This is a genomic window from Mesorhizobium sp. M0408, from assembly GCF_040321495.1.
Taxonomy (GTDB): domain Bacteria; phylum Pseudomonadota; class Alphaproteobacteria; order Rhizobiales; family Rhizobiaceae; genus Mesorhizobium.
Map to the genome: position 1 here is coordinate 69,757 of NZ_JAMYRO010000019.1, position 23,669 is coordinate 93,425.

The window sequence follows — 23,669 nt, forward strand, 5'->3', positions numbered from 1 at the left end:
TGCTGCCAAACGCGCCGGTGATTGGCAGCTGTCAACAAAAACGCTCTGCAGCGATCCTTCGCGCCCCCCTCTGTCCTGCCGGACATCTCCCCCTCTAGTGGGGAGATTGGCCGCCACTTTCGGCTTTCGCCAATCTCCATCTTTGACGAACAAGGCGCTGTCAACGAAACTGCCAATCTCCCCCCTTGAGGGGGAGATGTCCGGCAGGACAGAGGGGGGCGCTGTCCAGGGCGCTGTCCCTCCAGGGTTCAGTGATTCTTCAAACGAACAGATCAACCTTCTGGAACGTCGTCACGTCGATAAGGCCGACGTCGGAAATTCTGAGCTCGGGGATGACGACCAGCGCCAGCAGCGAGTGCTGCATGTAGGCGTTGTTGAGCGAGCAGCCCATCTGGCGCATGGCGTCGCTGAGTTGGTCCGCCTTTGCGGCGACGATTTCCGCCCGCTCGTCCGACATCAGCCCGGCGATCGGCATTTCGACCAGCGCCAGTTCCTTGCCCCTGGAGAACAGCACGACGCCGCCGCCGACCTCGCCCAGCCGGTTCACGGCCAGGGCCATATCCTGCTTGTTGGTGCCGACGACGATGATGTGGTGGGCATCGTGGGCCACGCTGGAGGCCATGGCGCAGTCGCCGATATAGCCGAAGCCGGAGACGAAGGCGTTGGTGACGCCGCCGGTGCCCTTGTGGCGCTCGACCAGCGCGATCTGGCAGACATCGTTGCGGCGATCCATGGCGACCAGCCCGTCCTCGACGGCAAGATCGGCCTCCAGCGCCCGCGTCGGCGCCTGGTTTTCGATGACGCCGATGACGCGCACCCGCACCTCGTTGGCGCCCATGGGTGCCGCGATGTCGAAATCGCCTGCCTTGAGCTTCCTGCCGAGCTTGACGGTGTTCTTCGCCGTCCGCGGATAATTGTAGGCCGGAATGTCAATTTCGAGCTTGCCGCCCTTGGCCAGCCTGACGCCGCGGCCATAGACCTCGTCGATGGTCATTTCGGCCAGGTCGGAGATGATCAGCAGGTCGGCGAGCCGACCCGGCGCGATCGAGCCGATCTCGCGCTCCAGCCGGAAATGCTGGGCGGTGTTGAGCGTCGCCATCTGGATCGCCGTCACCGGCTTCAAGCCCTGGCTGACGGCGTGGCGGACGACCCGGTCCATATGGCCTTCGTGCACCAGCGTACCGGAATGGCTGTCGTCGGTGCACAGGATGAAGTTGCGCGGGTCGAGCCCGCTCTCCGTCACCGCCTTGATCTGCGAGGCGACGTCATACCAGGCCGAGCCCAGCCGCAGCATCGCCTTCATGCCCTGGCGGACGCGGGCGATGGCGTCCTCGGCGCGCGTGCCTTCGTGGTCATCCTCCGGGCCGCCGGCAACGTAGCCGTGAAACGGCAGGCCGAGATCGCGCGAGGCATAATGCCCGCCGACGGTCTTGCCGGCCCTCACCGTCGCCGCGATCTCGCCCGACATCACCGGATCGTTGGCGGCGACGCCCGGAAAATTCATCACCTCGCCGAGCCCGATGATGTTTTCCCAGGTCATCGCTTCGGCAACGTCGGCGACGGTCAGCTCGGCGCCGGCATGCTCCAGCCCCGGTGCGGAGGGCACGCAGGACGGCATCTGCACAAGCACGTTGACCGGCATGGCGACGGCCTCGTCATGCAGCAGCCGCACGCCCGGCAGGCCGAGCACGTTGGCGATCTCATGCGGATCGATGAACATCGAAGTTGTGCCATGCGGGATCACCGCGCGGCAGAATTCCGTCACCGTCACCATGCCGCTCTCGACATGCATATGCGCGTCGCAAAGCCCCGGCACCAGATAGCGGCCGCCGGCATCGACCACCTTGGTGCCCTGGCCGATGGCATGGCCGGCGTTCGGCCCGCAATAGGCAAAGCGGCCGCCGGCAATGGCGATGTCGGTGCCGGCGATGATCTCACCCGAATGGACGTTGACCCAGCGCCCGTTGCGGATGACGAGATCGGCGGGTTTGCGGCCCATGGCGACATCGACCAGATGCGTCGCCATCTCGGCCCAGGGTTTTGGTTTCGTCGCATTGGCGGTCTTCGGCATCAACAGGCTCCTCTTTGCCCGACTGTGCCAAGCCGCGAGGATTTTGACCAGCGAGGAAGTAAAACGCGGACGGCGAAGTTGCAGATCTCCCCCCTCGAGGGGGAGATGTCGCCGAAGGCGACAGAGGGGGTCGGGACGTCCTGACGCGAACCTTTACCGCGAACAAAACAGGCTGGCCTTTACCGCGAACAAACAGGCTGGCGCTCGACGCGCGACGACCCCCTCTGGCCTGCCGGCCATCTCCCCCTCAAGGAGGGAGATTGATGCCACCACGGCTTTCGCCAATCGCCAAGCGCATTTTGTGCCGGCGCAGCAACTTTTGTTCTTGCTTTGTGCCGGCAGCTATGCTACTAATTTGGGTAAGGTGCCAATTGGCTCCAACAACCCGCCTCTCGAGGCGGGTTTTTCTGTTATGGCGCCATTCACGGCAAAATGGCCCAAGCGGAATACGATTCCGTTGCGGCCAATCAGCTTTCGTCTCGTTAGAGGATCCTTCTGAATCGACGGTCGCGGAGTTCGACGCACTCCATCGTTCGAGCCTTCGGCCGGTTCAATCAATTCGATCCCGAACTGTCACTTCTTGCTCGGATCGTCTGCCGGGTTGACGTAGATGATCTTGAATGGCCCCTCGCCATGAACCTGGATAATCGTATCGCTTGTCGTCCAGGCGAAGTGATTCATTCCGGCCGGCGCGACGCCGAAGCCGCCAGCAGTCAGTTCGACACCTTTCGCCTCGTCGAGCTTATCGCCCATTCCAATATGGAAGTTGCCGGAAAGCACCGTTACGTATTCCGTGGTGGGATGATTATGTGCGGCAATTTTGTAGCCGGCGGGTGTCTTCAACCGCAGCACATAGGCGCCGTCCTTTGAGGGATCTCCAGCGACAACAGCCATTTCCGCGCCAGCGGGAATGACAGCAGGAGCAGGACCCCATTTGATGTCTTTGGCGTTCATCGGCATCTCATCGGCAAACAGAGGCGCCGTCCCAACAAGCAGCAGTGCCAGGGCAGAGGCAAGCTTGAGCATGACAATCTCCCAGTGTCTGTAGAGGACGGCGTCGAGTATCGGCGCGCCGATCCACTTGCCAATTGGAGTCTATCAGGGCAGAGCGCCCGAACGCATCCTGCGAACGGGGGACGCGCATTCGCGGTAGCCGCGGAAGCTGCCGCTAAAAACATTTCCAGGTGAAACGATTTTGTTTGTATCACTGTAGGTGATCGGCCTCGCTAGCTTCCAGTGCCAGATTTGTCGACGGCAGAAGACGGCTTGACGGCCTTTGGCTGGCGGCTGAAAAGGGCTGGCCTGCGGACGTGGCGGAATTGGTAGACGCAAGGGACTTAAAATCCCTCGATCTCTGATCGTACGGGTTCGATTCCCGTCGTCCGCACCAGCAACATCGGCGCCGCCATTGCGGCCTAAGCAAGAGCATGAACTCGCCGAATACAGGCTGCCACATGCCATTTCTCGACCAGGAGCCGGCGAGCCGATGCGGGATCTGCGATATGCGTATCCGGTGTCCGCATGTTCGTTTGCCAGCTTCCAAAGCGCACTCAGGCAAGGGTGGCGGTATCGGTCACACGCATCATCGCCAGCAATTTCGATATGATTTTGTCACATCGGCTGCTATATGGTGGAAAAGGAGCCCGCCCATGCGGACCACCCAGCCGATAAGTATCACCCTCCCGCGCGACATGGCCGAGGCCGTCGCGCGCAAGGTCGAATCCGGCGCGTACGCCTCCGTCAGCGAAGTGCTGCGCGAGGGCGTGCGCGCGCTGCTCGACCGCGACGCCGCCGTTGAACGCTGGCTGCGCGAGGAAGTCGCCCAGAGCTACGACGAGTACAAGGCGAATCCGTCCAGCGCCATCCCTGCCGAGCAGGTCATGCTGCGTATCCGCGACCGCGCCGCCGCGCGGCGCGACGATGCCACTAAGGAATGACGCGCAGGGTTGTATTTTCCGCGCAAGCGGAGCACCAGTTGGATGCGCTGTATCGCTACATAGAGGAATATTCCTCCACAGCCCGTGCGGAATCGTTCGTTGGCGGCATCGTGGCCTATTGCCACGCGTTCGAGCCGTTTCCCGAGCGCGGAACGCGCCGCGACGATATTCGTCCCGGCCTCCGCGTTCTAGGCTACCGCCGCCGCGTCAGCATTGCCTTCACGGCCGAAGCCGACACCATCGCCGTCCTCGGCGTCTATTACGGCGGGCAGGACTATGAAGCGGACCTCAAGGACAAAGGCTAACGGGCGTAACGATCGGGCGATAAGACCTCTGCCCCAGTGGAGCCTCGCCGATCGCGCCGGCGAAAGAAGTCTGTTCAGCCCCAGGCCTCCAGCCGCAACCAGCGTCGCCTTGTCCCAGCCCCGCAAGGCGGCCTGGTGGAAGGGGTTCCGGCCGGGCGCTTCCTCGCAGGGTCCAGCTTCCGGCATGGCTCACCTCCCGATCGGGTTCAGCTTCAGGTGCTGGATGAGGATGATGGTCTTGGCGTCGATGATCCGACCGTCGTGGATGCCGGCCAGTGCCTCGTCGAGCGGCATCTCCAAAACTTCGATGTCCTCGCCTTCGTCGTGGGCGCCGCCGCCGTCGGAAATGCGGTCGGCGGGCGAGTAGCGGGCGACGAAAAACCAGAGCCGCTCAGTGACGCTGCCGGGGCTCATATAGGGCGAAAACAGCCGCTGCACGTCCTTCAGCCGATAGCCGAGTTCCTCCTCGGCCTCCTTGCGGATGCAGGTTTCGGGATCGTCTTGGTCTAGCAGGCCGGCGCAGGCCTCGATCAGCGGCTCCTTGTGGCCGGTGACGTAGGCGGGGTAGCGGAACTGCCGCACCAGAAGCACCGTCGAACGCTCCGGATCGAAAGGCAGGATCACCGCGCCGTCACCGCGATCGTAGGTCTGGCGGGTGTGCGTTTCCCATTTGCCGTCGCGCCGGCGATAGTCGAAGACGGTCTTTTTCAAAACCGCCCACTCGTCGGAAAGGACTTCCTCAGAGCGGATGCGAATGCGATCTTCCATGGTGGACTCCCTGCTGCCGCGGCAAGGCGTAGCCGCGAACGGCGGTTCGTGCAATCGGGCCACCAATTGGTCCAGAGCGCCGGTTCACCGTCTCGTGTCTGGCGCTGGCACAATCGGCTGCATAAATAGCGGCAACCCTTTCCGGAGTTTTTTATGACCTCATCGCTTTTCCAGCCGATCACCCTCGACGGCCTGACCTTCCCCAACCGCATCGCGGTCGCGCCGATGTGCCAGTATTCGGCCGAGGACGGCTCGGCCAGCGATTGGCACCTCTATCACTGGATGAACCTGGCGATGTCGGGCGCCGGCATGGTCACGGTCGAGATGACCGATGTCGAACGGCGCGGCCGCATCTCGCATGGCTGTCTCGGCCTCTATTCCGAGGACAACGAGGCGGCCGCGCGACGCACGCTGGATGCAGCCAAGCGGGTCGCCGCGCCGGGCACGAAATTCGGCACGCAGCTTGCCCATGCCGGCCGCAAGGCCTCGAACCGCAAACCCTGGGAGGGCGGCGGCCCGCTGTATGCCGATCAAGATCCGTGGCCGATCGTGTCGGCCTCGGCCATCGCCTACGACACCGGCTGGCAGGTGCCGCGGGCGCTGGAGGACGACGAGATCCTGCAAATCATCGAACGCTTCGCAGAAGCGGCACGGCGGGCCGAGCGCGCCGGCTTCGACTTCATCGAGCTGCATGCCGCGCATGGCTATCTGATCTTCCAGTTCCTGTCGCCGCTCTCCAACCGGCGCACCGACCGCTGGGGCGGCTCGCTGGAAAACCGCATGCGTTTCGCCGTCGAGATCGCCAAGGCGGTGAAGAAGGCGGTGCCCAGGCTGATGCTGGGCGCGCGGCTGTCGATTAAGGAATGGGTCGATGGCGGCTTCGAGGTCGAGGATGCGATCGAAGTGGCAAAAGCGCTGAAGGAAGCCGGCGTCGCCTATCTCTGCTGCTCGAGCGGCGGCAATTCACCGTTGCAGAAGCTGCCCTCCGGGCCCGGCTACCAGGTTCATCTGGCCGAAGCGGTGCGCAAGGCCGTCGGCATCCCGACGCGGGCCGTCGGCCTGATCGACGATCCGAAACAGGCCGAGGCGATCGTCGCCGACGGGCGCGCCGACATGGTGGCGCTGGCGCGCGCCTTCCTCGCCGATCCGCGCTGGGGCTGGCGCGCCGCGGCCACCTTTGGCGAAGAAATCCACCCGGCGCCGCAGCTTGCCCGCTCGGTGACAACGATGCAGCATTGGATGAAGGCGGCGAACTGAAGGGGCCGGTTCTCACCTCGCTGGGCGGGGCATCACTGCTTCGCTTTGATCCTCTGCCGGTGTAGGGTGGCCGGGACCGCGGCTGGGCGCGGCGGGTTGGGGGAGCAGAGACATGTCGTTCAGGGGGAATTCCATTGCGCTGCTGCCGCGGTGTTGGCCGGGCTGTCGTTCGCCGCATCGACGCCGGCTGGGGCGCAATATTGCGAAGGCACGGTGCACGGCCTTTCCAGGCACTACAATCTGGCGACGGGAAGCGGCTTTCTCGCCGTTCGAGCCCGACCGAACTCGTCGTCGCGCATGATCGGGCAATTATTCAACGGCGACCAAACCGAGATCTTCGACCGCCGCGGAAGCTGGTACAAGGTCGATTTCGGCGGCCGCACCGGCTGGGCGAATGCACGCTGGCTGCGCAACGACTGCGGCTATTGAGCTATTTTCGCCTGAGCTAAAATAGCAGTTGCAACCAAATCGGCCGCTCCGCGTTGGCGGCGATGATGGACAGCAAGCCATTTGAAAAGCCGGTCGTGGTCGAACTCGGCCATGTCGGCAAATATCGGCAGATCCGCAGCGCCCAGGAGGCGGCGGAGTGCCTGATGACGGTCTGGCCACTCAATCGCGGGCCGCGTCATCGTGATGCCCTCGACACTTGCCTAAAAGTGCTGGAAGGTTATCGTTCGACGGCGGATGCGCGCCGCGCACTGATCGAAGCCGCCAGGGAATCGGACGTGCTGGTCGCAGACGACAGGCTGCCAGACGACAGACTGGCCGACGACAGGCTGCATTGAGGCAACGGGCTTTCAACCGGAGGGTTTCATGGCGAAACTGACCTATAAGATCGTCGAGCATGACGGAGGCTGGGCCTACAAGGTCGGCTCGACATTCTCCGAAACGTTCCCCACTCATCAGGACGCGTTGCGCGCCGCCGAGATCGCTTCCGCCGAACAGCAGGTCGCCGGCAACACCGACGGCATCCAGTACGAGGACGCCGACGGCAAATGGCACGACGAGCTCGCAGACGGCCGCGACCGGCCGCAGACCGAGGTTTCGGATTAGAGTGCGCCGATATCCAGGGTGATGCCGGCGTGCTTTACAGGTCGGTTTGGTAGCGCTACCGTCTCACATCGCGCGTGACCGGGGAGGAGCCTGGGCGCTGTCGCGGGCCAGGCAGGAAAGCGGTTTCCTTCGAAGTCGTTGCAGGAATCAATCGGGAGGAGATCGATGGCGTCTGTCGCAATCGGCGATGTCTACAAATCATTTGGGACCGTCGAGGTCCTGCACGGGGTCAGCGTCGATATAAACGACGGCGAGTTCGTCACGCTGGTCGGTCCTTCGGGTTGCGGAAAGTCGACCCTTCTCAGGATGATCGCCGGCCTGGAAAAGATCTCGCGCGGCCAGATCGCGATCGGCAAACGTGTCGTCAATAACGTTGCGCCAAAGGAGCGCGACGTCGCCATGGTCTTCCAGAACTATGCGCTCTACCCGCATATGACGGTTGCCGAGAACATGGCGTTCTCGCTGATGCTCAAGGGCGTTCCCAAGACGGAGAGCGATGCCGGCGTGCGGCGCGCGGCCGAAATCCTGGGACTGGTGCCGCTGCTCGACCGCTATCCGCGCCAGCTTTCCGGCGGCCAGCGCCAGCGCGTTGCCATGGGCCGGGCGATCGTGCGCGATCCGCAGGTTTTCCTGTTCGACGAGCCGCTATCCAATCTCGATGCCAAGCTCCGGGTGCAGATGCGCGCCGAGATCAAGGAACTGCACCAGCGCCTGAAGACGACGACGGTCTACGTCACCCACGACCAGATCGAGGCGATGACCATGGCCGACAAGATCGTCGTCATGCATGACGGCATCGTCGAGCAGATCGGGCCGCCGCTCGAACTCTACGACCGGCCGAACAATCTTTTTGTCGCCAGCTTCATCGGCTCGCCCGCCATGAACATGCTCAGGGGCGAGATCGTAAGCGACGGCTCGCCGTCATTTCGCGGCGCCGGAGGGATTTCGGTCCCGTTGGCCTCGGCACTTTCCATCGGCAATGGTGAGCCGGTCGTGCTGGGGATACGGCCCGAGCATTTACGGCTGTCCGACCATCAGGGCATCCCGGTCACCGTCGTGGTGGTCGAGCCGACAGGGTCCGAAGTGCAGCTCATCGGCCGCACCGCCGGCGGCGAGGAGATCGTCGCAAACTTCCGGGAACGCCATTCCTTTACGCCGGGCGAAACCATCCGGCTTACGGCCGAGCCTGGCCTCATCCATCTCTTTCACGGCAAAACCGGACAGCGGTTCGAAACACCCATCGGGCAGTAGGACGGCAAGGACAATAAGCAGGAGGAAGCGAGCATGAAATTCACCAGACGCGACGTTATCCGCACCACCGCCGGTGCGGCGGCGGGAGCCTTGGGAAGCCGGTTCATCGGCTCTCCCGCCTTTGCCCAGGAGGGGTTGAAATACAAGCCCGAGGACGGCGCCAAGCTCAGGCTGCTGCGCTGGTCGCCCTTCGTGCAGGGCGACGAGGATCAATGGCTGGCCAACACCAAGCGCTTTACCGAAGCGACCGGTGTCGAGGTCCGCGTCGACAAGGAAAGCTGGGAGGACATCCGCCCCAAGGCGGCGGTCGCCGCCAATGTCGGCTCCGGTCCGGACCTGATGTTCGTCTGGTTCGACGACCCGCACCAATATCCCGACAAGCTGCACGACGTGACGGAACTGGGCGAACATCTCGGCTCGAAATATGGCGGCTGGCACGACGGACCGCACCAATATGCGACACGGCAAGGCAAATTCCTCGGCCTGCCGCTGGCGACCATCGGCAATGCCATCGTCTATCGCGAAAGCTGGGTGAAGGAGGCCGGCTTCTCCGAATTTCCGAAGGACACGGCGGGCCTGCTCGAGCTTTGCAAGGCATTGCAGGCAAAGGGGCACCCTGCCGGCTTCACGCATGGCCACGGCGTCGGCGACGGCAACAACTACGCCCACTGGCTGCTGTGGAGCCATGGCGGTCAGATGGTCGACGAGAGCGGCAAGGTGACGATCAACAGCCCCGAGACGCTGAAGGCAGTCGAATACGCGCAGGAGCTCTATAAGACCTTCATTCCCGGTACCGAAAGCTGGCTCGACGTCAACAACAACCGCGCCTTCCTGGCCGGGCAATTGAGCGTCATCGCCAACGGCATTTCGGCCTACAACACCGCCAAGATCAACAAGGACAAGGATCCGAAGCTCACTGAGATAGCCAAGGACATCCGCACCACCAACCTGCCGATTGGACCGGTCGGAAAATCCGTCGAGCTGTTCCAGGTGACCACGGCCGTGATCTTCGACTACACGCCCTACCCCAACGCCGCCAAGGCCTACCTGCAGTTCATGTTCGATGATCCGCAAATGTCGCAGTGGATCACGTCGTCGGCGGGTTATTGCTGCCAGACGCTCAAAGCCTTCGACAACAACCCGGTGTGGACGGCCGATCCGAACAATGCCGCCTACGCCAAGGCCTCGGCGACGCTGCGGCCCAACGGCTACGCCGGCCCGCTTGGCTATGCCTCGGCAGCGACCATGGCCGACTATGTGCTGGTCGACATGTTCGCCAAGGCGGTGACAGGCCAGGCGACGCCGCAAGAAGCGATGGAAGAAGCCGAGAAGCGCGCAAACCGCTACTATCGCGTTTGAGCCGGATTCAGCCGGGCAGCCATGCTGCCCGGCTGGCTTTGGACTGCGTCGCGGCCGCCCGCCGATCAATGAGACCTTAGAGGAGCCGACCCATGGCCGTGACCTCCGCTGCCGTTCAGCCACGCCGGTCGACGCTGTCGCGCATTCTGACGTTCGTGTCCGAAAGTCATAACGCGCTTGGCTTCGGCTTCATGCTGCCGGCAGCGGCGCTGCTACTGGTCTTCCTGACCTATCCGCTCGGGCTCGGCGTCTGGCTCGGCTTCACCGATGCCCGCATCGGCCGCCCCGGCATCTTCATCGGTATCGAGAACTACGAATATCTGTGGGATGACGCCGTCTTCTGGCTCTCCGTCTTCAACACCTTGCTCTACACGATCAGCGCCTCGGTCCTGAAGTTTGCGCTCGGCCTGTGGCTGGCGCTTATCCTCAACCAGAACCTGCCGTTCAAGTCGTTCTTCCGCGCGATCGTCCTGCTGCCCTGGGTGGTGCCGACGGTGCTGTCGGCGATCGCCTTCTGGTGGATCTACGATTCGCAATTCTCGATCCTGTCCTGGGCGCTTATGGAAATGGGCCTGATCGACCATCGCATCAACTTCCTCGGCGATCCCGAGAATGCGCGGGCTTCGGTCATCGCCGCCAATGTCTGGCGCGGCATTCCTTTCGTGGCGATCACGCTGCTTGCCGGCCTGCAGACGATTCCGCAGTCGCTCTACGAGGCCGCCACGCTCGACGGCGCCAGCCGCTGGCAATTGTTCCGCTATGTGACGCTGCCGCTGCTGACGCCGATCATCGCCATCACCATGACGTTTTCGGTGCTGTTCACCTTCACCGACTTCCAGCTGATCTATGTGCTGACGCGCGGCGGGCCGGTGAACGCCACGCATTTGATGGCGACGCTGTCGTTCCAGCGCGGCATTTCCGGAGGCCAGCTTGGCGAAGGCGCCGCGATCGCAGTTGCCATGATCCCGTTCCTGCTGGCGGCGATCCTGTTCAGCTATTTTGGCCTGCAGCGTCGCAAATGGCAGCAGGGCGGCGGAGATTGACATGACCGCGATCGAAACGAGCAAACGCCCGGAACTCGACGAAGGCGGCATGGGCTACCTGCAGAGTTTGCCGCGCCGCGTGGTGACGGTCTACCTGCCGTTGCTGATCTTCGTCATCGTGCTGTTGTTTCCGTTCTACTGGATGACGATCACGGCGGTTAAGCCCAACCTCGAGATGACCGACTACGCCAATTTCAATCCGTTCTGGGTGGTGCATCCGACGCTCGAGCATATCCGCTATCTGCTCTTCGAGACGTCTTATCCGGGCTGGCTGCTCAACACGATCATCATCTCGACCGCCGCCACGTTCCTGTCGCTGCTGGCTGCGGTGTTCGCTGCCTATGCGATCGAACGCTTGAGGTTCTCCGGGGCGCGGCAGGTCGGCCTCGCGGTGTTCCTCGCCTATCTCGTGCCGCCCTCGATCCTGTTCATTCCGCTGTCTGTGATGGTGTTCAACCTTGGACTTTACGACACGCCGTTCGCGCTCATCCTCACCTATCCGACCTTCCTGATCCCGTTCTGCACATGGCTGCTGATGGGTTATTTCCGCTCGATCCCGTTCGAGCTGGAAGAATGCGCGCTGATCGACGGGGCGAGCCGTTGGCAGATCCTCACCAAGATCGTGCTGCCGCTATCGGTGCCGGGCCTGATTTCCGCCGGCATCTTCGCATTCACGCTGTCATGGAACGAGTTCATCTACGCCTTGACCTTCATCCAGTCGTCCGAAAACAAGACTGTGCCGGTCGGCGTGCTCACCGAGCTGGTGCGCTCGGACGTCTATGAATGGGGGGCGCTGATGGCGGGAGCGCTGATCGGCTCGCTGCCGGTCGTGGTGCTCTATTCGTTCTTTGTCGAGCACTATGTTTCCTCGATGACCGGAGCCGTGAAGGAATAGCCAGCATCGTGATTGCGTTCGGAGGTATTCCCGGCGGCCGGGAATGCCTGGGGTAGGCACCCTGCCGGCCGAGGCTACGGCCGGTTACTTGCCGCAGTATTGATCGTTGACATTCGTGTTGGCGTTGGCGTCGGAGACAGGCTTGCACACCTTTGCGTGAGGAACGCGTGAGGTTCCGGGAGGGTGTCAGCTGCCGGTGTCGGACTTCGGCGAAAATGCGCGCTCGGCAATGCGTTCGATGAAAGCGACGACCCGTTCCGGCTCGACGAATTGCGGCATATGGCCGAGCCCCTCGACCGGCTCGAAATGCAGCCCCCTGATCTTTTCCATCACCGGCCAGCCTTGAATATCGATGCCCAGCACGAGATCGGAAGCACCAAACAGAATGCCGGCCGGCATGGTGATCTCGCGATAACGTTGCTCGATGCGGCCAAGGTCGTGCTCGATGGCCACGACATCGGTCGACGTTGCATAGAAATGGCTTGGCCTCAGCCCGCACCAGCCGCCGCCCTCGACCATATAGTCGGCCGGCGCCGTCTGCGGCGAGAAAATGAAGGCAAGCGTCGCTTCGGCATATTTGAGAGCCGCCGGGATCGCCACCGTATGAGCCATGATCCGGCGCCGCAGCGGCGACTTGATGTACAGCGGGCCGAACTTCTCGCGCGCGTCCGGCTCCAGATGGGTCAGCGGTGCCAGCAAGGCGATGCCGGAAATCGCCTCTGGATGCTCGATAGCCAGCGTCAGCGCGATGGCGCCACCCAGCGAATGACCGACGACCAGAGGCTTTTCCAGCCCAAGCGCGTCGATAAAATGCCGCACGATCTCGGCCTGCTCGGGCAGCCGTCCGCTGGCGCCCCTGGCCCGCACCGAATAGCCGGAGCCCGGACGGTCGAGCGCGATCAGCCGATAGTTCGGGCCGAACCGTCCGAACAGCGTGTGGCCGAATTGATGAAGCTGCGCGCCGAGGCCGTGCAGGAAGACGATCGGCCGCCCCTCGCCCGTCTCGACATAATGGATGCGGTTGCCGTCGATCTCGATGAATTTGCCACTGGCCGGCACCAGCCTTTCGGCCTTCGCCGCGATCCGCAGCGTCGCCAGCATCGGATAGGCTGCTACGACGAGCGCCAGCAGAAACAGCGCGCCGGGTAGCCATAGCAGAATCGATGCCGGCATGTCTTGCTCAGGGCTCCAAACCGGCACGCAGCATCACCCGCCGACGGGTGCACTGCAAGGGAGGTGGCACAGGTAGATCCGTCGTTTGGCGGCATTGCCGCCGGCCGTTTGCCGCGCTATCTCAGGCGACCCGTTTGCCGGAGCCAGTCATGACCGAAATCGTCACCGCCGCCATGCTCGTCATCGGCGACGAGATTCTGTCCGGCCGCACCAAGGACAAGAACATCGGCCACCTCGCCGACATCATGACGGCGATCGGCATCGACCTGAAGGAAGTGCGCATCGTTGCGGACGAGGAAGACGAGATCGTCGCTGCGGTGAATGCGCTGCGCACCCGCTATACTTATGTCTTCACCACCGGCGGCATCGGCCCGACGCATGACGACATCACCGCCGATTCCGTTGCCAAGGCCTTTGGCGTGCCATGCGAATACGACGCCAAGGCCTACGCCCTGCTGGAGGCAAGCTACGCCGCCCGCGGCATCGAATACACCGAAGCGCGCAAGCGCATGGCGCGGATGCCGCGCGGGGCACACCACATCGATAATCCAGTGTCGGTTGCGCCGGGCTTTCGCATTGGCAACGTCCATGTCATGGCCGGCGTGCCGGCGATTTTCCAGGCGATGCTCGACAATGTCGTGCCGACATTGCGGGCCGGCACCAAAATGCTGTCGGCAACCGTGGAATGCCCGTTCGGCGAAGGCCTGATCGGCGGGCCGCTGGGCGACATCCAGAAGGCGCATCCGGACACGATCATCGGCTCCTACCCGAAATATGGCGACGGCAAGTTCTGGACGGAACTGGTGGTGCGCGCCCGCAGCCAGCAGGCACTGGACTCCGCACGCGCCGACGTAGAGGCTATGGTGGCGGGCTTGATCAAGGCAAGCCGAGTGGGCTGATCGGCCGGCCTGACGGAACCAGCATCGCGCAGTGACGTTTGTCACCGATGGGATCGCCGTAAGAAATGAGGGACTGCCATGCGCTTCAAGACCATCGTCGCCATATTGCAGAACGAACAGGACGCCGAGCGCGTCCTCGACTGCGCGATCCCGCTGGCCGGCCGATTCCAGAGCCATCTGATCGGCATCCATGCCGAGGCGCTGCCCGTGCCCTACACCTCGGCTACCGGCTTTCCGGACACCGAGTTCCTGCAGGTTTCCGCCGATATGAACCGGGAGCGCGCCGAGAAGTTGCAGGCCGCCTTTCACAGGCGCATCGAGGATTCCGGCCTGTCGTTCGAGTGGCGCAGTCTCGAGAGTTTTTCCGGCGACAGTGCGCTGACCGGCATCTCGACCGTTCGCACCGCGGACCTGATCATCGCCGCCCAGCGCGAATCGGGCAGCGACCCGAGCGCCGACGTCGACACGCTGGTCTACGACGCCGGCCGGCCGGTGCTGGTGGTGCCGCATTCGGGTCCGCTGGTGACCAGCTTCAAGCACGTGCTGCTCGCCTGGAACGGCAGCAAGGAAGCCGCGCGCGCGGCCTTCGATGCCCTGCCCTTCATCATCGAGGCCGAGAAGACGGACATCGTCGTCATCGACCCGCCGGATACGCTCGACGAGGCGCCGGAAACAGCCGGCGCGGAGATCGCCGCCTCGCTGTCCAGGCATGGCGCGACCGTCAGCGTCTCGGTGCTGAGGTCCGGCGGCGCTTCCGTTGACGACATCATCCAGACCAGGGTCGCCGAGTCGGGTGCGGACCTGCTCGTGCTCGGCGCCTACAGCCATTCCTGGCTGCGCCAGCTGCTGTTCGGCGGGGTGACGCGAACGGTGCTGCGCACCGCACCGGTGGCGGCTTTCCTGTCGCGCTAGGTCTGCAGGGATCGCTGACAGGACAATCGCCTTGCCGCGCCCTTGCCAAGAGCAAGCCTTTCCAGTTAATTCCGCGCGCATTCCATCATGTTCTAGCGCGCAATGCGCGCTTGCGGAGTGCGCGAGAGATGTCCCTGCCCGAAAAAGCCTTCCCGGTCTCCTGGGACCAGTTCCACCGCGACGCGCGCGCGCTCGCCTGGCGGCTTGCCGGCGCCAACAAGGGGCAATGGAAGGCGATCGTCTGCATCACGCGCGGCGGCCTGGTTCCGGCGGCTATCATTTCGCGCGAACTTGGCATCCGCATCATCGAGACGGTCTGCGTCGCCTCCTACCACGATTATACCAGCCAGGGGCAATTGCAGGTGCTGAAGGAGGTCACGCCGGCGCTGCTCGCCGATGACGGGGCCGGCGTGCTGATCATCGACGACCTGACCGACACCGGCAAGACGGCAGGCATCGTGCGCGCGATGATGCCCAGGGCGCATTTCGCCACCGTCTATGCCAAGCCGAAAGGCAGGCCGATGGTCGACACTTTCGTCACCGAGGTCAGCCAGGACACCTGGATCTATTTTCCCTGGGACATGGGCTTCACCTACCAGAAGCCGATCGCCGATGACCACGCCGGCTGATTCGCGGCAACGCCGCTTGATGCACCGAGTCCGCCCAGGGGACCTCCGCACACCGATAAAGGCGTGGCGCGACGCTGCTGCAGTCGCGCCATTAGGCTGAGATCGGCGCAGATTGACGGAATCTGGCCGATCCGTGAAACATTTTTTACTTTCATTGCTTATAATTAGCCGTAAGATTCGTGAGACGGCAAATGATTCTGGAAGCTGGGGCAAGCTTCTCCGATGTTGACGAGGCCAACGACGCACGACCATAAGGCCGAAAGGGTCCGGCGACTCTTCGGCGCGGTGCCCTCCCGCCTGCAGGTTGCAGCCCTGCCTTGGCGCGATAGCGGGGACGGCGTGGAAATCATGCTGATCACCAGCCGCGATACCGGCCGCTGGGTGCTTCCCAAGGGCTGGCCGGAAGCGAAGGAGCCGCTTTGCGAAGCGGCGGCACGCGAAGCCGGCGAGGAGGCCGGCCTGAGCGGCACAATCTCGCATCACGAGGCCGGCCGCTATTTCTATGCCAAGCTGCTGGATTCCGGCGAGGAAGTGCCGTGCGAGGTGCTGGTCTTCCCGCTGCAGGTCGACAAGGTCGCCGACCGGTGGAAGGAAAAGCGGGCACGCACCCGCAAGTGGGTCAGCGCCGCCGAGGCTGTGCGCATGGTCAACGAACCCGACCTCAGCCAGATCATCGCCCATTTCTGCGCGGATCCGCATCGGTTCTCCTGAGTCTCAGTCGCGCATAGCCTATCGCTCAGGTGCTGTGGAACGTCGTTGCCGAAGCGCCTCCACCCAGAGCCGACCCTTCCTTGCGCTCCGCTTCTATCCCCGTTATCCACATGTGTGACACACAAGATGTGGGGGTCATAAAAGCTACGCAAACGAATCCTTGACGCCGCAAAACGAGTCGCCTTTTATAGGCCATGCGCTCCTGTTGAGAGTGTGACCGGAAAAGTTTCGAGGCCGGTCTTTTTCCCGGAATATGTGCGTTTTGAGCCGCATTCCCGCCTGTTTACGAGGCCGGCGAAGGCGTGGGATTTTGAAGCCTTGGGTGGCGAAAGGGGAGGATTGTCGGACTTGAATAAATTGTCTGTTAATACTATATTTAGTGTTTGCAGGTAGGTTCGACGCTAGATAATGTAAATTTCCCTCGATCGAGGGCGTTACAAAAAGTTTTCAGTTTTGAGGGACCCACAGGGTCCGTGAGCGCGTTGGACAGCGGCCTCGCGAGAGGTTTGACCGGCAGGGCGGCGGAGACTGTGAAGATGAGAGCCGGCGGTTTTCGAACGCCGGCAGGCGGCGGACATGCGCGTTTCGTCAAGAGGGCAGAAATCCTCTGGGAAAAGCGCTATATGTAGACAAAAGGGACCGGACCAATGCGCATCGAGCGTCGTTTCACCAAGCCAGGGCAATCAGCTTACGCGGAGATCGAATTCCGCAAGGCGCTTTCCGAGATCAAGAATCCGGATGGCTCGGTGGTGTTCCGCTTGGACAACATCGACGTGCCGGCGCAGTTCTCCCAGGTTGCCGCCGATATCCTGGCGCAGAAATATTTCCGCAAGGCTGGCGTCCCGGCACGGCTGAAGAAGGTCGAAGAGACGCAAGTCCCCTCCTTCCTGTGGCGCTCGGTCGCCGACGAGGCTGAATTGGCCAAGCTGCCGGAAGCCGAGCGCTACGGTTCCGAGACCGACGCCCGCCAGGTCTTCGACCGGCTTGCCGGTACCTGGACCTATTGGGGCTGGAAGGGCGGCTACTTCAAGTCGGAGGAAGACGCGCGCGCCTTCCGCGACGAGCTCGCCTATATGCTGGCCACCCAGCGCGTCGCGCCGAATTCGCCGCAATGGTTCAACACCGGCCTGCACTGGGCCTATGGCATCGACGGTCCGAGCCAGGGCCACTTCTATGTCGACCCGTTCACCGGCAAGCTGACCAAGTCGAAGTCTTCCTACGAGCACCCGCAGCCGCATGCCTGTTTTATCCAGGGCGTGCAGGACGACCTCGTCAACGAGGGCGGCATCATGGACCTGTGGGTGCGTGAGGCGCGCCTGTTCAAATACGGCTCCGGCACCGGCTCCAACTTCTCGTTCCTGCGCGGCGAAGGCGAAAAGCTGTCGGGCGGCGGTCGTTCGTCGGGGCTGATGAGCTTCCTCAAGATCGGCGACCGCGCGGCGGGCGCCATCAAGTCGGGCGGCACGACGCGTCGCGCCGCGAAAATGGTCATCGTCGACGCCGATCATCCCGATATCGAGGAATTCATCGACTGGAAGGTCAATGAGGAGCAGAAGGTCGCCTCGCTGGTCACCGGCTCGAAGATCGTCAAGAAGCATCTCGAAGCGATCATGAAGGCCTGCATCAACTGCGAAGGCAATGGCGACGACTGCTTCGACCCGGCGGTCAACACCGCGCTGAAGCGCGAGATCAAGGCGGCCAAGAAGGACGCGGTGCCGGAGAACTACATCTACCGCGTCATCCAGTTTGCAAAGCAGGGCTACACCTCGATGTCGTTCAAGACCTACGACACCGACTGGGATTCGGACGCCTATCTCACGGTTTCCGGCCAGAATTCCAACAATTCGGTGTCGCTGAAGGACGATTTCCTGCGCGCCGTCGAGCAGGACGGCGACTGGCATCTCACCGCCCGCAAGGACGGCAAGGTACTGAAGACGCTGAAGGCGCGCGATCTCTGGGAAAAGATCGGCTATGCCGCCTGGGCATCGGCCGATCCGGGCCTGCATTTCAACACGACGATGAACGACTGGCACACCTGCGCCTCGGCCGGTGCGATCCGGGCGTCCAACCCGTGCTCGGAATACATGTTCCTCGACGACACCGCCTGCAATCTGGCCTCTATCAACCTTCTGCCCTACCGCAATGCCGACGGCACGATCGACATATCAGCCTACGAGCACACGGTGCGGCTGTGGACCATGGTGCTGGAAATCTCCGTCATGATGGCGCAGTTCCCGTCGAAGGAGATCGCCAAGCTTTCCTACGAGTACCGCACGCTCGGCCTCGGCTATGCCAATATCGGCGGCCTGCTGATGACCTCGGGCATTCCCTATGATTCCGACGAGGGCCGCGCCATCTGCGCCGCCCTCACCGCGATCATGACCGGCACGGCCTATGCCACTTCGGCCGAAATGGCCGCCGAGCTCGGCGCCTTCCCCGACTACGACCGCAACGCGCAGAACATGCTGCGCGTCATGCGCAACCACCGCCGCGCGGCCTATGGCGAAAGGGACGGCTACGAGAAGCTAGCCGTCAACCCGGTGCCGCTGGTCGCCTCCGATCTCAGGCAGCAGGAGCTTGCCGACCATGCCAAGGCCGCCTGGGACCGCGCCATCGAGCTCGGCGAGGAGCATGGCTACCGCAACGCGCAGGCAACGGTGATCGCGCCGACCGGCACGATCGGCCTGGTGATGGATTGCGACACCACCGGCATCGAGCCCGACTTCGCGCTGGTAAAATTCAAGAAGCTGGCCGGCGGCGGCTATTTCAAGATCATCAACCGCGCCGTTCCGGAAGCGCTGCGCACGCTCGGCTATTCCGAGAGCCAGATCGCCGAGATCGAGGCCTATGCCGTCGGCCACGGCAATCTCAACCAGGCGCCGGGCATCAATCCCGGCTCGCTCAAGGCAAAAGGCTTTACCGACGAAAAGATCGCAGCGCTCAATGCGGCGCTGAAGTCGGCCTTCGACATCAAGTTCGTCTTCAACCAGTGGACGCTGGGCGCCGACTGGGTGAAGGAGACGTTCGGCTTCACCGACGAGCAGCTCAATGATTTCTCGTTCGAGATGCTGCCGGCGCTGGGCTTTTCGAAGAAGGACATCGAGGCCGCCAACATCCATGTCTGCGGGGCGATGACGCTGGAAGGCGCGCCGTTCCTGAAGGCCGAACACCTGCCGGTGTTCGACTGCGCCAGCCCGTGCGGCAAGATCGGCAAGCGTTCGCTGTCGATCAACAGCCACATCATGATGATGGCGGCGGCGCAGCCCTTCATCTCCGGCGCCATCTCCAAGACCATCAACATGCCGAACGACGCGACGGTGGAAGACGCCAAGGGCGCCTACATGCTGTCGTGGAAGCTGGCGCTGAAGGCCAACGCGCTCTATCGCGACGGCTCGAAGCTGTCGCAGCCGCTCAACGCCTCGTTGCTTGCCGACGTCGAAGACGACGAGGACGAAGCCATCGAGCAGCTGATCGCGGCGCCGGCCGCACAGCGCGCCGTGCAGGTGACCGAGAAGATCGTCGAGCGCGTCGTCGAGCGTCTCTACCGCGACCGCGAGAAACTGCCGAACCGCCGCAAGGGCTATACCCAGAAGGCGGTCGTCGGCGGCCACAAGGTCTATCTGCGCACTGGCGAGTTTGATGACGGCCGTATCGGCGAGATCTTCATCGACATGCACAAGGAAGGTGCGGCCTTCCGGGCGATGATGAACAACTTCGCTATCGCCATCTCGCTCGGCCTGCAATATGGCGTGCCGCTCGACGAATATGTCGAGGCCTTCACCTTCACCAAGTTCGAGCCGGCCGGCATGGTGCAGGGCAACGACGCCATCAAGAACGCCACGTCGATCCTCGACTACGTGTTCCGCGAACTGGCTGTCTCCTATCTCGGCCGCCACGATCTCGCCCATGTCGACCAGTCGGATTTCGACAAGACGGCACTCGGACGCGGCATCAATGAAGGCAAGGCGACGCCCTTCTCCAAGGGCCTGACCCGCGGCGCCTCGCCGGTCAAGCTGGTGTCGGGCATGGGCGCCGAGCCGAAAGGCTTTGCGGGTTCCGGTTCCGGAACTCCAGCCCGTACCGCCCCGACCGCTTTCTCCGGCTCCAACGTGCTGACGCTAAAACCGGCAAGCGACGAAGCCGTCGCCTACAAGCGCGACTACGAGGAGCGCGCCAGGGAACTGGTCGAGGACATCGTCTACGCGGAAGCGTCCGACCCGACGGAGCTGTTCACCGACGAGGCGGCGAAGGAAGCAGCCGAAGCAAAAGCGCTTGCCGCCAACCGGCGCCAGCAGTCGCTGATGCAAGGCTACACCGGCAACGAATGCTCGGAATGCCACAACTTCACGATGGTGCGGAACGGGACTTGCGAGAAGTGCGATACTTGCGGGGCCACGAGCGGGTGTAGCTGAGGAGCTGAGGTCGCGCCCTCCCTTCTCCCCTTGTGGGAGAAGGTGGCCGAGCGAAGCTCGGTCGGATGAGGGGTGCTCCAGCTTGGCACCGGCGGCGCTCCGTCCAACACCCCTCAACCGTCTCGGCGCTCCGCGCCGAGCCACCTTCTCCCACAGGGGGAGAAGGGAAGAGCGCGCGATTACCGCCAAGGCTGCAAACTGTCATCGCGGACGTAAGCGATGATGGTGTCGCAGACTGCGTTCAGATCCCGCAGCACGTCGTCATTCCAGAAACGCAGTACACGAAAGCCCCTCGCCTTAAGTTCGGCGTCCCGCTCCCGGTCATAGTTCGAATCCGCATGCTGGCTGCCGTCGATCTCGATGATCAGTCTGGCCTCGGCGCAAATGAAATCGGCGATGAACTTGCCGACCGGAACTTGGCGCCGAAATTTGATGCGATCGAGCCTACGTCCGCGCAGTTCGTGCCACAGGCGGTCTTCCGCTTCCGTCGGCTCGCGTCGCATTGAGCGGGCGAAGCGACGTTTGGTGGGCGCAACGGGCTGATGCGGCATGGGGCGACGTTATCCAATCCTGGGGACGACCTCCAAGGAATCCTCAGATAAGGGCCGACGTTCGAGACCAACCAAAGGGGATGGCGCGGCGCCTCCCCTTCTCCCCTTGTGGGAGAAGGTGGCCTCGCGAAGCGAGGTCGGATGAGGGGTGCTCCAGCTTGGCACCGACGCACTCCGTCCAACACCCCTCAACCGTCTCGGCGCGCCGCGCCGAGCCACCTTCTCCCACAGGGGGAGAAGGAAGAAGCTGCCGCGCTACTCCGCCTCGGCCACCATCTGCCGGCCGCCCACCCAGTCGCGCCAGGCCCTCTCATCGCCGTGGAAGACGTTGAGGTCTATGCGGCCTCTTACGCCGTGCGACAGGCCGGAGCCGGAATATTGCCAGAACAGCCATTTGCGGTCGGGATAGACCTTTGACGGGTGCGCCGCCACGGCGCGCAGCCAGAACGGATAATCGAGGAAGGCGCCCCTGAGATTGTCACGGTAGAAGTCGGGCGCGGTGTAGATGATCGGCCGCTGGCCGTAGTGGCGCTCGAGCTTGTCCATGAACACCTGCATCTTTTCCAGCACCTTTTGCCGCGATGGGCGGCGCTTGCAGCTGGAGTCGCCGTTCCACTCGACGTCGATCACCGGCGGCAGCGCACCCTCGACCCGCGGCACGTTGCGGATGAACCAATCGGCCTGCTCGCCGGCGGTGCGGCACCAATAGAAGAAGTGATAGGCGCCGCGCTTGAGGCCGGCGGCGTCGGCACTGCGCCAGTTTCTGGTGAACATCGGGTCGAGATGGTCGCCCCCGTCGGTGGCCTTGATATAGGCGAAGTTGGCGCCCTGGGCACGCAGCTTTCCCCAGTTCACATTGCCCTGCCAGCGCGAAACGTCGACGCCGTGGACGGCGAGACGCCTCGGCGAGGATGCCTTGCCGAAATTGATCGGCTTGGCATCGCGAAAACCATAGCGCGTGACCGGCTCGGCAAGCATTGCTGGCGCTGCGCGTGTCAGCCGCCTCGGCGGCGATACCAGCGCGATCACCTCGGCCGGCGGCTCGACGCTTTGGTCGGGCTCCGCCATGGCGACCGGCTGTTCGTCCTGCTCCTGTTCCGCGAAGGCGGGCGCAGCATCAGTTTTCGCAGCAGATGCCACCGGCGCGGGCGGCCGCACAACCGAGCTGGTCGTCTCGCTGGACGGCACTTGCAGCGCATCGACGCCGGATGTCGATGTGCAGCCGGCAAGGCACAGCGCTGCGATCGAAAAGATGACGACGCCTGATAACCGCATCTGGACCTGTACGCAAAACACAACAGACCGAAGGCAGGACAACGCCGCCGGACAAACCAAGCTGGATTCCTAACAAGAAACTACCAACAAAGTTTGAATCGAATTGTTAGGGCTTTGCAGCGAGACGTTGGCCGGGCGGAGGTGTGCTATCCCTCCAATGTTCGCCCACGTCGCTGCCTCGGCTTGACAACGCACGGCATGAGATTAGTCTCCACTAATCTTACAGTGTAAGTTCATACTTGGGAGGAAGTCATGCAGCCCGCCGCCCTGTCGGAATTGCAGCCCGCAATCCCGCCGGAGCCACGCTCGCCCGCCATCGGCGTCGACGAGATACCTCGCAACCTCAGTCGCGCCATCGAACGCGCCGAGGTCAATGCGTGGCTCGACCTCTATCGCGCCGCGCCGTCAGACTTTGCCGCAAGGCAAGGCCTTGCCATCGCCGAAGATGGCGATCTCGTCTGGACCACCTGCACGACGATCCCGTTCATCCATTTCAACTGTGTCAAAAATTTCGGCGTCGAGAGCGCGGCCACCGAGAGCCGGCTCGACGCGCTTCTGGCGCATTATCGCGACGCCGGCATTCTGCGGCCCTGGTTCTACACCAACCCACACACCGAGCCCGCGACGCTCAGCTGCTGGCTCGAGGCGCGCGGCCTGCAACGTCAGGGCGGCTGGGAACGCATCTTTCGCGACGCCACGCCATTGCCCGCTGAGCCGCTTTTCCCGACGGAGGATGTCTCGGTCGAGCGGGTGACGCCGGCAACGGCAAGGGAATGGGCTGGGTTCATCGACAGCCAATATCGGTTGCCGACCTCACCGTGGTTGCTGGCGCTGGCCAGCCGACGCGGCTGGCATCATTACATGCTGCGGCGGGAAGACGCGGTGGTGGCGGTGCGCTCGATGTTCATCGGCGCCGACGGCATGGCCTGGAGCGGCATCGACGCGCCGGTGCCCGGCATCATGGCGCCGAGCTTCGACCTCGATGCAATGCTCGGCGAAGCGATGGTGCGCGACGGACTTGCGGCCGGTGCAAAACTGTTCGTGGCCGATATCGAGGCGCCGCGAGCCGAACGTGACGGGCCAGCCTACCGCAACTATGCACGCCTCGGCTTCAAGCTTGCCTATTTCCGCAGCCATTACAGCTATTTGCCGGCAAATTCCGGCTGAC

Annotated in this window: 22 protein-coding genes and 1 tRNA gene; 17 read left to right on the forward strand and 6 right to left on the reverse strand. The window is 63.1% G+C overall.

The window, feature by feature from the left end; all coding sequences use genetic code 11:
- Positions 1–259: 259 nt before the first annotated feature.
- Entirely contained in the window at positions 260–2,071 is a 1,812-nt protein-coding gene (gene ade, locus NKI67_RS22195) for an adenine deaminase (protein WP_352646771.1), read from the reverse strand.
- Between the two features lie 573 nt (positions 2,072–2,644).
- Positions 2,645–3,097 (reverse strand): cupin domain-containing protein, encoded by a 453-nt coding sequence (locus tag NKI67_RS22200; protein WP_023674779.1) that lies wholly within the window; start codon positions 3,095–3,097, stop codon positions 2,645–2,647.
- A 278-nt stretch (positions 3,098–3,375) separates the two neighbouring features.
- Between NKI67_RS22200 and NKI67_RS22205 the strand changes: the two genes are divergently transcribed.
- From NKI67_RS22205 to NKI67_RS22215, 3 genes are all read left to right on the forward strand, one after another.
- Positions 3,376–3,461, forward strand: a tRNA-Leu gene (locus tag NKI67_RS22205).
- Positions 3,462–3,720: 259 nt separating this feature from the next.
- A complete protein-coding gene (locus tag NKI67_RS22210) occupies positions 3,721–4,008 on the forward strand; it encodes a ribbon-helix-helix domain-containing protein (RefSeq protein WP_023674775.1) in 288 nt (95 codons plus the stop codon).
- A complete protein-coding gene (locus tag NKI67_RS22215) occupies positions 4,005–4,313 on the forward strand; it encodes a type II toxin-antitoxin system RelE/ParE family toxin (protein ID WP_352458602.1) in 309 nt (102 codons plus the stop codon). The genes NKI67_RS22210 and NKI67_RS22215 overlap by 4 nt, the downstream gene beginning before the upstream one ends.
- A 189-nt stretch (positions 4,314–4,502) precedes the next feature.
- Here NKI67_RS22215 and NKI67_RS22220 read toward each other — a convergent pair whose 3' ends face one another.
- The gene (locus tag NKI67_RS22220) at positions 4,503–5,081 is read right to left on the reverse strand and encodes an NUDIX domain-containing protein (RefSeq protein ID WP_352646774.1); all 579 of its coding nucleotides are present in this window, start codon (positions 5,079–5,081) and stop codon (positions 4,503–4,505) included.
- A gap of 153 nt (positions 5,082–5,234) precedes the next feature.
- Between NKI67_RS22220 and NKI67_RS22225 the strand changes: the two genes are divergently transcribed.
- The 8 genes from NKI67_RS22225 (at position 5,235) to NKI67_RS22260 (ending at position 11,939) form a co-directional block, all read left to right on the forward strand.
- The gene (locus tag NKI67_RS22225; RefSeq protein ID WP_352646777.1) at positions 5,235–6,338 is read left to right on the forward strand and encodes an NADH:flavin oxidoreductase/NADH oxidase; all 1,104 of its coding nucleotides are present in this window, start codon (positions 5,235–5,237) and stop codon (positions 6,336–6,338) included.
- 96 nt (positions 6,339–6,434) lie between these two features.
- Positions 6,435–6,767: an SH3 domain-containing protein gene (locus NKI67_RS22230; protein ID WP_352646779.1), complete on the forward strand. Its 333-nt coding sequence runs from the start codon at positions 6,435–6,437 to the stop codon at positions 6,765–6,767.
- A 62-nt stretch (positions 6,768–6,829) separates the two neighbouring features.
- Positions 6,830–7,123, forward strand: a complete 294-nt coding sequence (locus NKI67_RS22235) for a DUF982 domain-containing protein (protein ID WP_352453484.1) — start codon at positions 6,830–6,832, stop codon at positions 7,121–7,123.
- A 28-nt stretch (positions 7,124–7,151) separates the two neighbouring features.
- Entirely contained in the window at positions 7,152–7,391 is a 240-nt protein-coding gene (locus NKI67_RS22240; RefSeq protein ID WP_023674770.1) for a DUF2188 domain-containing protein, read from the forward strand.
- Between the two features lie 165 nt (positions 7,392–7,556).
- A complete protein-coding gene (locus tag NKI67_RS22245) occupies positions 7,557–8,642 on the forward strand; it encodes an ABC transporter ATP-binding protein (RefSeq protein ID WP_352646781.1) in 1,086 nt (361 codons plus the stop codon).
- A 33-nt stretch (positions 8,643–8,675) separates the two neighbouring features.
- Positions 8,676–10,001, forward strand: a complete 1,326-nt coding sequence (locus tag NKI67_RS22250; protein ID WP_352646783.1) for an ABC transporter substrate-binding protein — start codon at positions 8,676–8,678, stop codon at positions 9,999–10,001.
- 191 nt (positions 10,002–10,192) lie between these two features.
- Positions 10,193–11,044 carry a carbohydrate ABC transporter permease gene (locus NKI67_RS22255; protein ID WP_502894452.1) on the forward strand — a complete coding sequence of 284 codons (852 nt, stop codon included), beginning with the start codon at positions 10,193–10,195 and terminating at the stop codon, positions 11,042–11,044.
- A 1-nt stretch (position 11,045) separates the two neighbouring features.
- The gene (locus NKI67_RS22260) at positions 11,046–11,939 is read left to right on the forward strand and encodes a carbohydrate ABC transporter permease (RefSeq protein WP_023674766.1); all 894 of its coding nucleotides are present in this window, start codon (positions 11,046–11,048) and stop codon (positions 11,937–11,939) included.
- A 186-nt stretch (positions 11,940–12,125) separates the two neighbouring features.
- Here NKI67_RS22260 and NKI67_RS22265 read toward each other — a convergent pair whose 3' ends face one another.
- The gene (locus NKI67_RS22265) at positions 12,126–13,112 is read right to left on the reverse strand and encodes an alpha/beta fold hydrolase (protein ID WP_352646787.1); all 987 of its coding nucleotides are present in this window, start codon (positions 13,110–13,112) and stop codon (positions 12,126–12,128) included.
- Positions 13,113–13,261: 149 nt separating this feature from the next.
- On the opposite strand from NKI67_RS22265, the gene NKI67_RS22270 reads away from it, so the two are divergent.
- From NKI67_RS22270 to NKI67_RS22290, 5 genes are all read left to right on the forward strand, one after another.
- Complete coding sequence (locus NKI67_RS22270; protein WP_352646789.1) at positions 13,262–14,011, forward strand: competence/damage-inducible protein A; 750 nt, start codon at positions 13,262–13,264, stop codon at positions 14,009–14,011.
- Between the two features lie 78 nt (positions 14,012–14,089).
- The gene (locus NKI67_RS22275; RefSeq protein ID WP_023674763.1) at positions 14,090–14,923 is read left to right on the forward strand and encodes a universal stress protein; all 834 of its coding nucleotides are present in this window, start codon (positions 14,090–14,092) and stop codon (positions 14,921–14,923) included.
- 128 nt (positions 14,924–15,051) lie between these two features.
- Positions 15,052–15,552, forward strand: coding sequence for a xanthine phosphoribosyltransferase (gene gpt / locus NKI67_RS22280; protein WP_352481145.1), 501 nt, complete (start codon positions 15,052–15,054; stop codon positions 15,550–15,552).
- 222 nt (positions 15,553–15,774) lie between these two features.
- Positions 15,775–16,263, forward strand: a complete 489-nt coding sequence (locus NKI67_RS22285) for an NUDIX hydrolase (RefSeq protein WP_352593801.1) — start codon at positions 15,775–15,777, stop codon at positions 16,261–16,263.
- Positions 16,264–16,910: 647 nt separating this feature from the next.
- A complete protein-coding gene (locus NKI67_RS22290; protein WP_352646791.1) occupies positions 16,911–20,675 on the forward strand; it encodes a vitamin B12-dependent ribonucleotide reductase in 3,765 nt (1,254 codons plus the stop codon).
- Between the two features lie 179 nt (positions 20,676–20,854).
- On the opposite strand, the gene NKI67_RS22295 is transcribed toward NKI67_RS22290, so the two are convergent.
- Together NKI67_RS22295 and NKI67_RS22300 are read right to left on the reverse strand one after the other, a co-directional pair.
- On the reverse strand, positions 20,855–21,226 hold the full coding sequence (locus tag NKI67_RS22295) for an endonuclease domain-containing protein (protein ID WP_023674758.1): 372 nt from the start codon (positions 21,224–21,226) through the stop codon (positions 20,855–20,857).
- Between the two features lie 255 nt (positions 21,227–21,481).
- The gene (locus tag NKI67_RS22300; protein ID WP_352646793.1) at positions 21,482–22,501 is read right to left on the reverse strand and encodes a GH25 family lysozyme; all 1,020 of its coding nucleotides are present in this window, start codon (positions 22,499–22,501) and stop codon (positions 21,482–21,484) included.
- Between the two features lie 252 nt (positions 22,502–22,753).
- Here NKI67_RS22300 and NKI67_RS22305 point away from each other — a divergent pair, with 252 nt between their 5' ends.
- Positions 22,754–23,668 carry a hypothetical protein gene (locus tag NKI67_RS22305; protein ID WP_352646796.1) on the forward strand — a complete coding sequence of 305 codons (915 nt, stop codon included), beginning with the start codon at positions 22,754–22,756 and terminating at the stop codon, positions 23,666–23,668.
- Position 23,669: the final 1 nt, after the last annotated feature.

Bases quoted from the DNA above. Each gene is read 5' to 3' on its own strand.
- ade (WP_352646771.1), bottom strand. From the start codon at position 2,071: ATGCCGAAGACCGCCAATGCGACGAAACCAAAACCCTGGGCCGAGATG.
- NKI67_RS22200 (WP_023674779.1), bottom strand. From the start codon at position 3,097: ATGCTCAAGCTTGCCTCTGCCCTGGCACTGCTGCTTGTTGGGACGGCG.
- NKI67_RS22210 (WP_023674775.1), top strand. From the start codon at position 3,721: ATGCGGACCACCCAGCCGATAAGTATCACCCTCCCGCGCGACATGGCC.
- NKI67_RS22215 (WP_352458602.1), top strand. From the start codon at position 4,005: ATGACGCGCAGGGTTGTATTTTCCGCGCAAGCGGAGCACCAGTTGGAT.
- NKI67_RS22220 (WP_352646774.1), bottom strand. From the start codon at position 5,081: ATGGAAGATCGCATTCGCATCCGCTCTGAGGAAGTCCTTTCCGACGAG.
- NKI67_RS22225 (WP_352646777.1), top strand. From the start codon at position 5,235: ATGACCTCATCGCTTTTCCAGCCGATCACCCTCGACGGCCTGACCTTC.
- NKI67_RS22235 (WP_352453484.1), top strand. From the start codon at position 6,830: ATGATGGACAGCAAGCCATTTGAAAAGCCGGTCGTGGTCGAACTCGGC.
- NKI67_RS22240 (WP_023674770.1), top strand. From the start codon at position 7,152: ATGGCGAAACTGACCTATAAGATCGTCGAGCATGACGGAGGCTGGGCC.
- NKI67_RS22245 (WP_352646781.1), top strand. From the start codon at position 7,557: ATGGCGTCTGTCGCAATCGGCGATGTCTACAAATCATTTGGGACCGTC.
- NKI67_RS22250 (WP_352646783.1), top strand. From the start codon at position 8,676: ATGAAATTCACCAGACGCGACGTTATCCGCACCACCGCCGGTGCGGCG.
- NKI67_RS22255 (WP_502894452.1), top strand. From the start codon at position 10,193: ATGCTGCCGGCAGCGGCGCTGCTACTGGTCTTCCTGACCTATCCGCTC.
- NKI67_RS22260 (WP_023674766.1), top strand. From the start codon at position 11,046: ATGACCGCGATCGAAACGAGCAAACGCCCGGAACTCGACGAAGGCGGC.
- NKI67_RS22265 (WP_352646787.1), bottom strand. From the start codon at position 13,112: ATGCCGGCATCGATTCTGCTATGGCTACCCGGCGCGCTGTTTCTGCTG.
- NKI67_RS22270 (WP_352646789.1), top strand. From the start codon at position 13,262: ATGACCGAAATCGTCACCGCCGCCATGCTCGTCATCGGCGACGAGATT.
- NKI67_RS22275 (WP_023674763.1), top strand. From the start codon at position 14,090: ATGCGCTTCAAGACCATCGTCGCCATATTGCAGAACGAACAGGACGCC.
- gpt (WP_352481145.1), top strand. From the start codon at position 15,052: ATGTCCCTGCCCGAAAAAGCCTTCCCGGTCTCCTGGGACCAGTTCCAC.
- NKI67_RS22285 (WP_352593801.1), top strand. From the start codon at position 15,775: ATGTTGACGAGGCCAACGACGCACGACCATAAGGCCGAAAGGGTCCGG.
- NKI67_RS22290 (WP_352646791.1), top strand. From the start codon at position 16,911: ATGCGCATCGAGCGTCGTTTCACCAAGCCAGGGCAATCAGCTTACGCG.
- NKI67_RS22295 (WP_023674758.1), bottom strand. From the start codon at position 21,226: ATGCCGCATCAGCCCGTTGCGCCCACCAAACGTCGCTTCGCCCGCTCA.
- NKI67_RS22300 (WP_352646793.1), bottom strand. From the start codon at position 22,501: ATGCGGTTATCAGGCGTCGTCATCTTTTCGATCGCAGCGCTGTGCCTT.
- NKI67_RS22305 (WP_352646796.1), top strand. From the start codon at position 22,754: ATGCAGCCCGCCGCCCTGTCGGAATTGCAGCCCGCAATCCCGCCGGAG.